The organism is Rhodohalobacter sp. (genome assembly GCF_034521535.1).
Lineage (GTDB): Bacteria > Bacteroidota > Rhodothermia > Balneolales > Balneolaceae > Rhodohalobacter.
This window is the reverse complement of record NZ_JAXHMF010000006.1, coordinates 996,379-1,009,255: the sequence shown is the minus strand read 5'-3', so window position 1 is coordinate 1,009,255 and position 12,877 is coordinate 996,379. Positions and strand designations below refer to the sequence as shown.

Here is a 12,877-nt window from a genome sequence, read left to right as displayed (position 1 = left end):
GCTGCTTTATATCCTAAAAATACAATTAGGCTATTATGCATTTCCTGCTTAGAAGTTCATTCTAAAACCGCAATCTGGTAGTAAAACATGTCATTTTCCGGTTTTTGAATGATGTCTCTTTTAATGAGAACGTCCGTAGCTTCCGTATAGATCCAATGGTACCAGAAGATGAAAAACTCTTCAAAAGAAGTTTCTTCATCAAAATTCAGCTCCCGGTAGGTGGCTTCAAAACCCGGTCTGTTTTTCTCCAGGATATCGAGCAGGGTTGGGAAAAACAGATCAGGCATTTTTTGTGTGATCAGCTGCGTATCATGTTCATCAAACAGATGTATATTCTTGTCTTCATAATTATCCCAGCCTACATTCGACTCCGTTCGCCTATTCCCAAACACGGAAATGCCTATTGAATCATCCCAGTAAAGCCCCCGGTTGCCATAGATTCCATAGGGTTCGGTATTGCCGGCAAGATCATCTTCAAGAATGCCAAGGTAATACCGGACTCCATTTCTTAAAGGCCGCTCCTGGTTTAAAAATTCTTCTTCCACCCGCTGGATTTGAAAATTATCGAGGACGACATTGCACAGATAAAAGAAGGACAGTTCACGGAAATCATGCCTCTGGGAAATGTTCGATTCGTTGTGTATTTCTTTTATTTCCGGTAACCGGTTGACTATGCTGTCGGCAATTTCATTGGCTACTTTTTGGGCTTTTTCTTCCAATACATTCCCTCGCTCCAGCGTGAATATCGCAAGAGTTGGCTGATAGTAGTCATCCGTTTTTGTGAGCACTTTATTTTCAATAAGGGCATCTATGTTCCTCTGCGTTGTCTCCGGACTCCATTCCAGTGCACTTTCAATTTCAGAAAGCGGAATATTGTAGTGCAGGGCAACCAGAAACCGGGCAAGGCTATCCTGATTGATGTCGATATTGGGGCCTTCGTATCCGGATATATGATAAACCCTATACGTTGAGTTGAGAATATCATCTACTGTTTTGTTGTTATTCGTAGAACAGCTTATCAAAATAAGAACACCAAGCAGGGCAGTTAAAGCTTTTAAAGTCTTCATACGTCAATAATTTTGTTGTTAAAATTATTTGTGAGTGCCGCTAAACTATATTCACATTCACGGTTTTTCCGGACTTGTCAGAATCAAGCGGACAACATGAATAGATCAGGATTTAAATTTTGCAGATAAAGATATTTAGATATGTTACTCTCTTATTTAAAATAATAAACTTAGGAAATACTAGCTATCTGAAAACATCATGAGATCTTTATTACACAAGCTGAGACACTGATTTAGAGTCTGTAATTTAATAAGGATGCCCAACTTCGGATTAGGCTTACCCGGCCTTGAATTCCCGGTTCGTAAGGTGAAGCAGTGTTTTACGAATCCTAAGCCACCAAGGATATGACAACACCATGTGTAATTATTAAGGAGTGGCCTTGGATTCGTTCTGCGCAGCCGAAGCGAATGTTTCGGGAATTCACCGCCTTGTCCCGAGGCCTCGGGATGGTACTTTTGGGTCAAGCCAAAAGTACAGAGTAAAATAGATATATCAGTATCATGCTATTTTTTAATCCCGGTTCGGAATGCATGAAAACTTAACCCATATCGGTGATTCCGTCATCACCATTCGCAGTCGGAAAGGGTTTGTAAATGCCAAGCCGTTGATTCAAAATGTTTATGAGGGGAGTTGAATAGAATGCCATTACACGTTAACATAGAAAAACTGATTAAAGGCATGAGTTTTAAAACAATGAGAAACTTTTTGATATATTGATAAGAAAGTAAAATACAGTTTTAAAGCTTTTATGCACCAACACCGTATAATATTAAAGAATTTTGATTTGGAGGATGGAAAGATTTCATTTTCCAAGTTGCACAAGCTTCAGCAAAAGCTGACAGCACTTGCCGAAGGTGCAGTATTGAATTTGGTAGAAGGGCGGAGTAAACCCGGCAGTGGGCAAAAACCCAAATGGCTGCGGGATGTTCTGAACTTTCAACTGTCAGGATTAGAAAAAGGATCAACGGTACTGAAAGTAGAAGCTCCTGAAATTGGCCACATCTATAAAGATAAGCAGCTTGGCTTTTTTGATGATCCCGAGGCTGAATTGCTACTGAAGGAGAGTGCTTTTGGTTTAGCGGGATATGTGATCAACAAAGCTGTATATGAACCTGAATCGACATCTTTTCTGGATAAATACCTGCTTAAACAGATAACAGAATTCTATAAAATATTAGACAACGAAAACTCTGAGATCAATTTAATTTCAAAGGGACGGATTAAAATGAAGTCTGTTTCTATAAAAAAAGAGACGCTTGATAAGGTGTCCATAACCGAAGAGAAAACGAGAGAGAGTGTTAAAACAGCCGTCAGCGGAACCATAGATGTATTGCGGAACAGGAAAGAGCAGCTGGAGATTTTGACGGATGAAGCTAAAATGTATCGTGCGTTTCCGGGAAGTAACCTAAATATCAAAAATTTAAAATCATTCTTTGGAGAGAAAGTAAAAGTAACCGGAATGGCTCATTTTAAAACCGATGGAAATCTCAAATATATAGAGATCCTTGATATTCAATCAGTAGGGGCCGAAGACCGGGTTGCAGAAGAATTTACGCTTCCCATTTTTGAGGATATTGATTTAAAACGGCTGGCCAAAGAGCAAGATTGGCATGGATTTAATAAAAAAAAATTCAAGCAAGAAATAAAGGACATGAAGATTGAGGAATCTCTTGAGGAAATGCTTGAACTTTTGAAAGAATGATTTGGTGAATGAACTTTCTTTTAGATACAAATATCCTTGTTCACTATATCAGGAATCCGGAATTATTATCTGATTTTGAAACCAAATATCAGCCGTTCAGTAATCAGAATGTAGCTTTGATATCCATTGTTACAGAAGCTGAAATGAAATCTTTAGCCATTCAATTTGGCTGGGGAGTCAAGAAAAAGAAACAGCTGGATAAATTGCTCGGACATTTTTTGAAAGTACCCATACAAACTGACCGGCAAATTAAGGTTTATGCCGAGATTGATGCGTACAGTAAGCACAAAGATCCGGTGAGAACATATCCTTCCGGTTATTCGTCTGTTACAGTAGGGAAAAATGATCTCTGGATCGCGGCGACGGCTCATATCACCAAATCAAAGTTGGTTACAACTGATGGAGATTTCGATCATCTGGATGGAGTCTTTGTTGATATTATAAAACCAAAGATCTAATCGATGCCCGACGCCAATCTTTACTTTTTCAATGTAAACCGGGAAATAGATCTCAAGGGTAGTTTAATAATCGTAGAATACTAGCAAGCAGTTTTTATGAATCACAACAACATCGATTTCATCGGAGATATTCACGGGCACGCAGACGATCTGGAAAAATTATTAGAAAAAATGGGGTATTCAAAGAGGGGCAAGGCCTGGAGTCACTCTAATCGTTTAGCCATTTTTGTGGGAGATTACATCGATCGCGGTCCGCAGATCCCGGAGACGCTGGAGATTGTCAGACGAATGGTGGATGCGGGGACATGCAAAGGCGATCATGGGCAATCACGAGTATAATGCGATCTGTTTTCATGAGGAGGATGAACGGGGAGGTCATCTGAGGGAGCACTCCATCAAAAATGTACTGCAGCACCACGAAACTTTAAAACAGTTCCACAACCGGCAGAAAAAGTATAACGAATTCATTGAATGGTTTAAAACGTTGCCGCTCTATTACGAAACCGATCACTTCAGGGCGATCCACGCCAGCTGGGATGATGAAAACATTAAACGTTTACCGGAAGTGAATGAAAACCGTCCGCTTAATGGCGAAACGTTAGAAGAATCGACCCAAAAAGGGACAGAACTGTACCGGGCGTTTGACGAAACCCTGAAGGGAAAGGAGATGGAGCTGCCAAAAGATCTAACTTTTTCGGATAAAGACGGTCATGAGCGGAGGGAAGTGCGCATCAAATGGTGGGAAGATCCAAACGGTCATACGCTTCGGTCGTTTGCTGTTGGAAAATCGGACCATCTGCCGGATCATCCGGTCGAAAATGCCGAATCGTTTAAAGATTCACGCTACCGGGAGGATGAGAAGCCGGTCTTTTTCGGACACTACTGGCTCAGGGGAAATCCATCGCTCTACAGAAATAACATCTGCTGCCTCGACTACAGCGTGGCCAAGGGTGGAAAGCTGGTCGCCTACCGGTTTGACGGGGAGAAAGATCTGACGGATGAGAAACTGGTGTTTGTTTAACGTGGGGTTATAATAATTGAGCTGTTAGGTAATTCATACTCATGAAATTTCAGAACTATGTTTCTGAATATGAAATCGATTTAGTCGAATGATGAACCGGCAACTGAACCGGCAAAATATCGTGAATATATATTGAATTAAAATATTATATTTACATGTAATTCAGACATTTAAGGTAAATTTTGAATCGGAAAATAAACGGCATAAATCTCTTAGAAACTCACCTTCAGGGAGACTCCACCGCCGTTTCTTCCGTAAAAGGGAGTTATCGCAATGTTTTCAGACCTTGTAGGGTCAAGGTGCCGTTTGGAAAGCCGGTATCCCCAGAATGCCCCGATTAAAGCTCCCGCATAGACGTCAGACATCCAGTGCTTGCCTTTTGAAATTCTTGCGATAGCCGTGCCGACAGGAAGAGCAAGCATGCTGTAGGTGTATATGCCCGGGTAGTAGACGACCCAAGGCACAATTACTGCGAATGCGTTCGATGCGTGTCCGGACGGAAAGGACGTTGCATTTGTGTCAAAGAAGTTGAAAACGTAGGGAGAGCTGTTTTGTAAAGGCCGCTCACGGGCAAAGGTATATTTAAGTATGTTAACAGAAATATATGTATACAAAACAGACTGTAATGAGGTGAAGGCGGCATCCTGAAATTTGTCATTATCAGTAAGCAATGATGTTCCAAACAGTGCTGCGGAGGTCAGACAATGTGATCTAGGTGAAGGCCCAGTTCGTTCGCGAAGCAGCGAAATACGTACTGGCTGAAATTGTGATGAGAGGGGAGATTAAACGCGGAGAGGTGAAAAGAATCTCCGGGCTTGGTGAACGCACGGCCAGGGAGTTAACCAGTCAGCTTGAGAGTGAAGAGCTGATTAAATCCAAAAGTCATCGAGCCCCCTTACGGTTTCATATTGGCAACATAAACCGGTAGGCTACTGACTGTCCAATCGCACTACCCGGCTTAAGGATCCGTATACGGTGCTATCATTTGCTGCTTAGTCAGCTCTTGTTGATTAAGCAATCAGACAAAAACTTTAATAACAAAAATACTGCAAGGATATTGCATAGCGAAAGGGGTTTGTCACGGTACAAAAATACAAAACTACATCTGTATAAAACTATAAACCTATAGATCGACCAATAGGTCAGTTGTTACATCTCAAATTCATTCAAAAGATTCAAAACGTTTAAACCTTTTTGAGACGATTTCTTTATAAGAATCTTTCATTTGGCCAGATAAGAAGGATTGATCGATGGTTTTGTTAAACGTTTTACGGCTTTCAAGCAGTTTTTTTATAATATTTTTGATCTGTTTGTCATTCAAACCGATGCTTTTCCCAAAATCATTAAAAGAACTTGAATTAAAGTTGCTCTTTTTGCCGGTAAGTGTAAGAGCCAGTTCATCGGAGTCTGTTTTTTCAGGGATGACCAACCGGGTGTTTAGAAGATCGTAGCTCGGCGAGAGTTTCCAGCCCACTGCAGGATCCTTAAAGAGTGAATAATTTTTCAGGTGCATATCATTGTTTCCCGATAAATATGAAAACAGCACCAGCTCGTAGAAGCGCGTAATGTCAAAGATCGGGTTTGTCGAGTACTGTTTAATGGTCTTCGCAATCTGCTCATGCGATCCTTTGTATTTGTCTTCCGTTAGCCGCCCGGTAAGCTGGCACATGTCCTCCATGGCAAATTTATTCCCCTGTGCATCACGGTCTATACGTTTTGTAATATAGGCGAGCTCTCCCGAGGCGAGATATATCAATCCATAGGGCACGGTTTCGAGTCCGGCTGCTTCTGCAAGCATCATGGTGCAGTGCTCGTTTTCCGGCAGCTCAGGCCATCGATTGGATGGCGGTTTTAGAATGTATCGTCCCCATAACCCAACAATGGTCAGCTTGTCAGCTTCCCCGGTTTTCTTTTCGACATCCAGTGAGAGCTTGGTCTGAACACCCGGTACTGTAACACGTGCGTGAACAGACTTTTTAGCCAGTTTTGAAAGCTCGTCCATTCGGACAGCCAGCTTCGGGATGTCTTTACTGCCAAATAGTTTTCGTGCACATTTTTGATGGTAGTTCCCCTCATTTCTTAACGGATTGGCGCAGATCAGGCACTTATTCATGCTTCCCTCACGCTTACATGGCCAATGGTATCACGACAGCTAACCAACAGAAGCCCCATTCGATCCTTCGGGTTTACTTTCCAGGTTTCTTCCACCACATCCAGTAGCCATCCTTCCGGTATGAGTCCATCAAAAAATGGAAAGAGAACCGGTGACTCATACGGCTCATTTTGCAGCGGCAGGGTCAGGCTCACCGGTTCAGCCTTTTTTATAGAAAGGTAGTCGGGATCATACTGAAAGCGGTAACCGGTTTCGGTCTCTTCGAGAACTCCGGCTTTGGATTCGTGAACAAAGATGTCTGCGCTTCTATAGCTCATCACGCTCCTCTATTTTGATAGGACCCAATTTGTGGCCGAACAGTGCAAGAACCTGGTTCACCTTATCCAGCCGGAGACTCTCTTTGCCCTGTTCCAAATCGCGGACAAAACGCAGTCCAACCCCGGCCCGGTCAGACAGGTCCTGTTGGGTAAGCCCCAGCTGTTCACGGCGGGTTTTAACAAAATCGATAAGTTCACGTGTTGCGCTCATAGTATACCTGATCGGGTATAAAATTAAACTATTTAACTATATTATACCTGATCGGGTATAAAAAAGCAATAGTTGAGTAGATTATACCTTTTCGGGTATAGTTCTGTGATTTATCCTATTAAATCTTCACTTTGGAAGTGAGCTTTGTATAACCACTTTTTTTATGTGATTGGGGAGCAGGCCGAAGAGAATCGAAATAAATGGCATTAAAACTTCTAACCCGGCTTATCTATAATCCTATAAACCTATATTCATATAAATCAATAAACGAAATCCACAAACCAATATGCTCCAGGGACCTATATATTTACTCAAATGCATCCATTGCGAGAAGCATGTAAAGATGGAGACGTTAGAATCGGGGAACGGTTTTGGGGCCGTAGAGTGGACGGATGGACGTCTTGAGATGCCCATGATGCCGAGACGATTTAGCCTTCCCTATTGGTATTGCACTGAATGCAATACCTTCCAAAGTGTATCAGATATGAAAATAGTAGATGAAATGGAGGTCTACCAGAGGGTAGATACAGAGACAGATCCCAGGTGGAAACAGGCATCGGATATTAAAGAGCCCGGCTGGAGAGAATACCTTGATGGTGTTACGCAGTGGAAAACACGTCTGGAACCCTATCCGGATTGGGAAACATCCATTCGCCTGCTGGCCTGGCGACGATATAATGACAGATATCGAAAAAAACTGATCAAGCAGAATAAAGAGTTACACGATATTAAAACCGATGGACTTCCAACAGAAATGTGGGCGGAGAAACGCATTGAAGTTCCGCAGCAAAAGAAGATGATCGAAAACTGCAAAATGATCGCTAAATGGCTTTATGAGGGCAACCCGGATAAAGCGATGGATAAAGCGGATATTTTTCGATGGCTGACCCGTTTTAAAGATGCTTTGCAAATCCTCAAAAACGTTGACAAACTTGATGAGTTTGATGAAAGAGTACATCTCAAGCGATACAATTTGCTTATCAACCTATGTAAAACTGAAGACCCATCCTTAGGGGTTGTTCACGATAGGATATAATAGCTGTTGAAAATGGTAGCTTATCGTTTCCCACTTGTGTTGAGTATACACAGATCTGTACGTAAGAAATTTTGATCTTACGGCCGGTGATTACTTTATGAACAGATTTACAGAAAATGGATTAACAGTTCTCGCATTTCAAATATTTAAAGCGTTAAATCCATCAAAGTTACTTATTGCTAAACCAAAGATGAGTTTATGAAATGCCGGATTTGTAAAGGAATGTTTGACAGATGTTCTATTTTATAAACCAAAAATGATATATAGACCTTGCTATTCGCCTTATTTGTTCATTAATTACAAGTGTTCACGAATCGTGAACACTAATAAATAGTGAACAAATGGACAAGAATAATATCGAACAACCTCTGCAACTTGTAAGACAACACACCGGAATAGATGTGGAATGGGTGAATAATGATCAAAAAAAAGAAGGGAAGACCGACGGAAAGTTAATATTCAAAACTACGGCAAATCAACAAATTGAAAGATATGCAGAAGTCAGAAAGGAGATTCGCAAGCATAATGTCCCTCAACTTGGAGAGCTGGCAAAAGAGATAGGGCCGGTTATGCTTGTAGCAGAAAAACTATATCCGGCCATAAAAGAAAAGCTGATTGAAGCCGGGGTAGATTGGCTGGATGGTGCCGGAAATATCTACCTGAAGGAAGGTGATACCATTATCTGGATTGATCATCATACCACAACTCCCGACAAGCAGATCAAGAATCGTGCATTTACAAAAACGGGGTTAAAAGTATTGTTTCTTATTCTTCATGATGAAGTCTGGTTAAACCGAACCTATAGGGATATTGCAGAAGCTGCCGGTGTGGCAATTGGCGGTATTAAATATGTATTAGATGGTCTGAAAGATCACGATTTCATATTGGCCAAAAATGATAAGGAGCTGAAATTAAAGAATAGAGAGAAGCTTTTAGATCAGTGGCTAATCGCTTTTGCAGATGAACTGAAGCCAAAGATTACAAAAGGCAGATATCGTTTTGTAAACCATGACGACATGTATAAGTGGAATGAATTACAGCTGCCTGATGAAACAGTATGGGGAGGTGAGCCTGCCGCAGATTTAATTACACATAACCTGAAGCCAAAAGAGTTTATTCTCTATACAAATGAGAACAGAGCAGAGCTTATGAAGGAGCTAAAGTTGGCTCCGGACCGTGAAGGAATAGTTGAAGTGCGTACACCCTATTGGAATATTGATCCGGAGCATCAAAATGTAGCGCCACTGTTAACAATTTACACAGACCTGATGCTGACGGGTGATCCCCGAAATGCAAACATCGCTAAAACCCTGTATGAAAAAGCTTAACATAAAACTTGAAGATTTACGGCAACAGAATCTAAAAGAGCTATTCAAAATTGTCGAAAGTGTATTTACTGAATTTGAGGTAGAGTTCTACATTTTAGGTGCCATGGCTCGTGATGCATGGTATGCGAAGAGGCAAATCGGTTCGCGAACCACCCGTGATGTAGATTTTGCTCTCTATGTATCTTCACAGGAGCAATATGACGAAATTATAAAGCAATTGATCAATAAACACGGGTTTTCAGAAATAAAAGGTATTCCGTTTCGGCTGCAAACTCCTTTCGATTATACCATTGATCTAATCCCTTTTGGCGAGATTGGCATAGATGAAGCCATATTACCTGACGAAACATGGGATCGACCGATATTTGTCAATGGATTTAAGGAAATATTTGAACATGCATTGGTACCCGTGGAAGTTGAAGACGATTCATCGCTTACGTTCAGAGTGGCCTCTCTTGCATCTATTGTTCTGCTAAAATTGATTGCATATGATGACAGGCCTGAAAGGAGGAATACAGATCCGGCTGATATTTCCGACATTATTCTGCACTTTTTCGATATAGAGTCGGAAGTTATTTATGAGGATCACAATGATTTGTTTGACCGGGATTTGGAGCTTCATGAGATTGCGGCTGTGGTAATTGGCCGGGAGATGAGCGAAATTTTAAAGGTTAATAAAGTATTGCGTGATCGCGTATTACGAATACTGTCTCTTGAAGAAAGAACACAAAAAAAGATGGCTGAAGCAATGGCGCGAAAAGATATTACATTGGATCAAGTAGAAAGATGGTTTCAGCTACTTCGAGAAGCTGTTTAAGAAGAAAAATCAGTTCTACAACGGGATCAGGAAGGCAAATCAGATGACCTTTGGGTTTTGAAATCTAATTCTACGAGATTGGAAGATTATGCCCTACCCTTGGTGCGATCCGTGGTTTCTTTAACCACAAAGATCACAACGGTTTGCGCAAGGGTCACTAAGAATGATATGTAGGTTTACGACACATAGTGGACGTTGTGCCTATCCTTCGTGGACATTGTGGTTCCTTTAATCACGAAAGTTATTAAGCGAACAAAAGTATATATGATTTATGCCTTGTTTCAGCAATATTAATTACTTTCGGCTTTTCCAAATGCGCGGACTCCTAAAAGTGTTCAGAACAGCCAGAACGGTAACGATCTGCTGATCTTCCTGGATGGAATAGTGAATCATGAAGGGGAATCGCTTCAGCGGCAGGCAGTGAATAGCGTCGTATCGAACCTGAAAAAAGGGGTTATTTTCAAGCAGTAATAGATGTTCATTCAAGTGATGTTCGAACTCTTCACCAAGGCCTGATTGCTGCTCATCATAATACTCAATAGCTTCTTGTACATCCTGCATTGCCCTGGGGTCAATTACAGCAGTAAAGGCCATTATTTATTGGTTTTAAATTTAAACTGTTTTCGAGCTTCGTTCCACGGAATCATTTTTTCAGGATCTGAAGTTCTTATGCGCTCACGAACAATCTCTTTATGCTCTTCAGGTATCTCAATATCATCTGAGACCTCGATTCCAAGCTGTTCAAACAGCTCCAGTACGAAATCGATTTTATGGTCCGGTACTTTCAGGGTTATCTCTTTCATAGCGTTGAATTCTTTTTAATAACGTTGTTTAATTATACTAAATAAACGCTACTTATTACATTTGATTTTGAGATGAGGCTGTCGTGATTGGTGTTTTAACACAGTTATTATTTCAGCTATGCGGATTTAAAAACCCATCCTTAGGGGTTGTTCAAGATAGAATATAAAGTCTGATGATAATTTTTACTCATTTTTCCCGCTTTTGTTGAGTATACACAGATCTGTACGTAAGAAATAACCACAAAGGTCGCTATGGTTTGCACAGAGGTCACTAAGAATGATGTGTGGGTTTACGACACATAGTGGGCGTTGTGCAATCCTTCGTGCACATTGTGGTTCATTGTGCTGTTCTTTGTGTTCGTCGTGATTCATACTCTCACAATGATCTATGAGTTTACAAAGAGTATACAGGATAAGAATCGATTCAAAGGCAGGCATACAAGAGCCGGTTATTTCTTACTGACTTACCGGCCTAATCTGCAAACGTAATTACAAACGTCGTGCCCTCATCCACCTTACTGTCCACCGTAATCCTTCCACCCAGATTGGTGATGTGGTTGTAGACCAGGTAGAGCCCGATCCCCTTGCTGTCCCGGTTTTCGTGAAAGGTTTGATTGAGCCCAAACACATTCTCTTTCTCTTTATCACTGTCAAACCCGATGCCGTTATCTGAAAAGGTAAGCCTCTTTTTTCCATTTGTGATCTCTGTTTTAATGGTAATAACAGGATTGCGCTCAGGATGGGCATACTTAATCGAATTGGTGATCAGGTTCAGGAAAATACTCTCTAAGTATTTTGGATTGAACATAACGGATTCGAAATCACTCAGGTCGATTCGAAACGTTGTACTGGATTCCTTGATCAGTGAATCCAGCGTGTATCTGATGGAGTCGATCACGTTAATAATGCCTGTATCAACCAGTTCAATGGCTCCTGAGTCCTGGTTTTTAAGGCCATCCAGATAGTCATCCAGCGTCATCTTTAGATTTTCTGCAGACTCCTTCAGCATTTTGATAAACAGTCGGGTTTCCTCATCACGGATATGCGAAACGTCCATCAAACTAAATATTGAAATCAGATTGCCAACAGGTGCCCTGAGATCATGGGACGTTGTATAATTGAGTTGCTTTAACCGGCTGTTGTTTCTGCTCAACTCCGAAAGCAGCTGATTCCGCTCTTCTTCATGCTTCTTTTTATGGGTGATGTTTTTGGCAATGGCGTAGATCAATTCGTCATCTCCAACAGGTATGGAGGTCCAGGCAAACCAGACAACACTTCCTTGTTTGGTTATATACCGGTTTTCAAAATTTGTGAGAGGCTTTCCATACAGGATCGGTTCCCGGGTTCTTCGGGTGATCTCTTTATCATCAGGATGTTGAAAATGATGGATAGGCTTTGAAAGGAGCTCTTCCTCACTGTATCCCAATACGTTGCAGACAGCGGGATTTACCCGTTTGAAATATCCGTCGAAGCCGGCAATACAGAGCAGGTCGTGTGAAAGATCGAAAAATGGGGAGAGCGAGTAGTCCGTCCGGACGCCCGGCTTGTTGCCGTTATTCAAAGACATATTTTTTAGCTATTGCATCATAAAGCCGGTTGAATATAGTTAGAAGAATCTAACGAATGGGTGAATTATAACCTAATCATTACGTGAGTTCGACATGAACATTTTGATTTTGATTCTGTAAAAATCCCTGATTAATGAGTTTGTCAATGAATATTTACAGAAGGCTCAAAAGTGTACAAAGAATTCTCCGCGAAAATCTGGTACGCCACTCTGCGAGAACTAAACACTCAGAATTTCAATATGTAACACCTTCAGATTTAGTAGGTGCTGATTTTGCTATGCACCCCAAAACCCATTCATGGGTTAAACACACGAGTGCGGGATTTATCCCCGCGAAACAACTATATCGCAAATTAAGTCCCTGCCTGTTGATAATATTATCTCAGCCTTGGTGATGCTTTGTGCCCTGACATCCACCTCGTCTGATTCATTTAGG

The 12,877-nt window shown here is 41.3% G+C and carries 16 protein-coding genes; 8 read left to right on the top strand and 8 right to left on the bottom strand.

The features are described from left to right. Positions 1-56: 56 nt before the first annotated feature. Entirely contained in the window at positions 57-1,067 is a 1,011-nt protein-coding gene (locus tag U5K35_RS16715) for a hypothetical protein (RefSeq protein ID WP_322572647.1), read from the bottom strand. 785 nt (positions 1,068-1,852) lie between these two features. On the opposite strand from U5K35_RS16715, the gene U5K35_RS16710 reads away from it, so the two are divergent. From U5K35_RS16710 to U5K35_RS16695, 4 genes are all read left to right on the top strand, one after another. After that, positions 1,853-2,770: a hypothetical protein gene (locus U5K35_RS16710; protein WP_322572646.1), complete on the top strand. Its 918-nt coding sequence runs from the start codon at positions 1,853-1,855 to the stop codon at positions 2,768-2,770. Between the two features lie 8 nt (positions 2,771-2,778). Beyond that, on the top strand, positions 2,779-3,228 hold the full coding sequence (locus U5K35_RS16705) for a type II toxin-antitoxin system VapC family toxin (protein WP_322572645.1): 450 nt from the start codon (positions 2,779-2,781) through the stop codon (positions 3,226-3,228). A 96-nt stretch (positions 3,229-3,324) separates the two neighbouring features. Next, the gene (locus U5K35_RS16700; RefSeq protein WP_322572644.1) at positions 3,325-3,567 is read left to right on the top strand and encodes a metallophosphoesterase; all 243 of its coding nucleotides are present in this window, start codon (positions 3,325-3,327) and stop codon (positions 3,565-3,567) included. Then, positions 3,524-4,249, top strand: a complete 726-nt coding sequence (locus U5K35_RS16695) for a hypothetical protein (RefSeq protein ID WP_322572643.1) — start codon at positions 3,524-3,526, stop codon at positions 4,247-4,249. The genes U5K35_RS16700 and U5K35_RS16695 overlap by 44 nt, the downstream gene beginning before the upstream one ends. Before the next feature lie 212 nt (positions 4,250-4,461). Here the strand turns inward: U5K35_RS16695 and U5K35_RS16690 are convergent, their stop codons facing one another. After that, on the bottom strand, positions 4,462-4,920 hold the full coding sequence (locus U5K35_RS16690; RefSeq protein ID WP_322572642.1) for a phosphatase PAP2 family protein: 459 nt from the start codon (positions 4,918-4,920) through the stop codon (positions 4,462-4,464). A 44-nt stretch (positions 4,921-4,964) separates the two neighbouring features. Here U5K35_RS16690 and U5K35_RS16685 point away from each other — a divergent pair, with 44 nt between their 5' ends. Continuing rightward, on the top strand, positions 4,965-5,177 hold the full coding sequence (locus tag U5K35_RS16685; protein WP_322572641.1) for a hypothetical protein: 213 nt from the start codon (positions 4,965-4,967) through the stop codon (positions 5,175-5,177). Positions 5,178-5,411: 234 nt separating this feature from the next. On the opposite strand, the gene U5K35_RS16680 is transcribed toward U5K35_RS16685, so the two are convergent. From U5K35_RS16680 to U5K35_RS16670, 3 genes are read right to left on the bottom strand one after another with little or no spacing between them, the layout of a single operon-like run. Next, on the bottom strand, positions 5,412-6,362 hold the full coding sequence (locus U5K35_RS16680; RefSeq protein WP_322572640.1) for a HipA domain-containing protein: 951 nt from the start codon (positions 6,360-6,362) through the stop codon (positions 5,412-5,414). Beyond that, complete coding sequence (locus tag U5K35_RS16675) at positions 6,359-6,679, bottom strand: HipA N-terminal domain-containing protein (protein WP_322572639.1); 321 nt, start codon at positions 6,677-6,679, stop codon at positions 6,359-6,361. Before U5K35_RS16675 ends, U5K35_RS16680 begins: the two co-directional genes overlap by 4 nt. Continuing rightward, on the bottom strand, positions 6,669-6,890 hold the full coding sequence (locus U5K35_RS16670; protein WP_322572638.1) for a helix-turn-helix transcriptional regulator: 222 nt from the start codon (positions 6,888-6,890) through the stop codon (positions 6,669-6,671). The genes U5K35_RS16675 and U5K35_RS16670 overlap by 11 nt, the downstream gene beginning before the upstream one ends. 343 nt (positions 6,891-7,233) lie before the next feature. Here U5K35_RS16670 and U5K35_RS16665 point away from each other — a divergent pair, with 343 nt between their 5' ends. The 3 genes from U5K35_RS16665 (at position 7,234) to U5K35_RS16655 (ending at position 10,071) form a co-directional block, all read left to right on the top strand. Then, the gene (locus U5K35_RS16665) at positions 7,234-7,926 is read left to right on the top strand and encodes a hypothetical protein (RefSeq protein WP_322572637.1); all 693 of its coding nucleotides are present in this window, start codon (positions 7,234-7,236) and stop codon (positions 7,924-7,926) included. A gap of 341 nt (positions 7,927-8,267) precedes the next feature. Further along, positions 8,268-9,254, top strand: a complete 987-nt coding sequence (locus tag U5K35_RS16660; protein WP_322572636.1) for a type IV toxin-antitoxin system AbiEi family antitoxin — start codon at positions 8,268-8,270, stop codon at positions 9,252-9,254. Further along, entirely contained in the window at positions 9,241-10,071 is an 831-nt protein-coding gene (locus U5K35_RS16655) for a nucleotidyl transferase AbiEii/AbiGii toxin family protein (protein WP_322572635.1), read from the top strand. Before U5K35_RS16660 ends, U5K35_RS16655 begins: the two co-directional genes overlap by 14 nt. Before the next feature lie 294 nt (positions 10,072-10,365). Here the strand turns inward: U5K35_RS16655 and U5K35_RS16650 are convergent, their stop codons facing one another. The 3 genes from U5K35_RS16650 to U5K35_RS16640 form a co-directional block, all read right to left on the bottom strand. Further along, entirely contained in the window at positions 10,366-10,665 is a 300-nt protein-coding gene (locus tag U5K35_RS16650) for a type II toxin-antitoxin system RelE/ParE family toxin (protein ID WP_322572634.1), read from the bottom strand. After that, the gene (locus tag U5K35_RS16645; RefSeq protein ID WP_322572633.1) at positions 10,665-10,874 is read right to left on the bottom strand and encodes a hypothetical protein; all 210 of its coding nucleotides are present in this window, start codon (positions 10,872-10,874) and stop codon (positions 10,665-10,667) included. Before U5K35_RS16645 ends, U5K35_RS16650 begins: the two co-directional genes overlap by 1 nt. A 472-nt stretch (positions 10,875-11,346) precedes the next feature. After that, on the bottom strand, positions 11,347-12,435 hold the full coding sequence (locus U5K35_RS16640) for a PAS domain-containing sensor histidine kinase (RefSeq protein ID WP_322572632.1): 1,089 nt from the start codon (positions 12,433-12,435) through the stop codon (positions 11,347-11,349). Positions 12,436-12,877 lie beyond the last annotated feature (442 nt).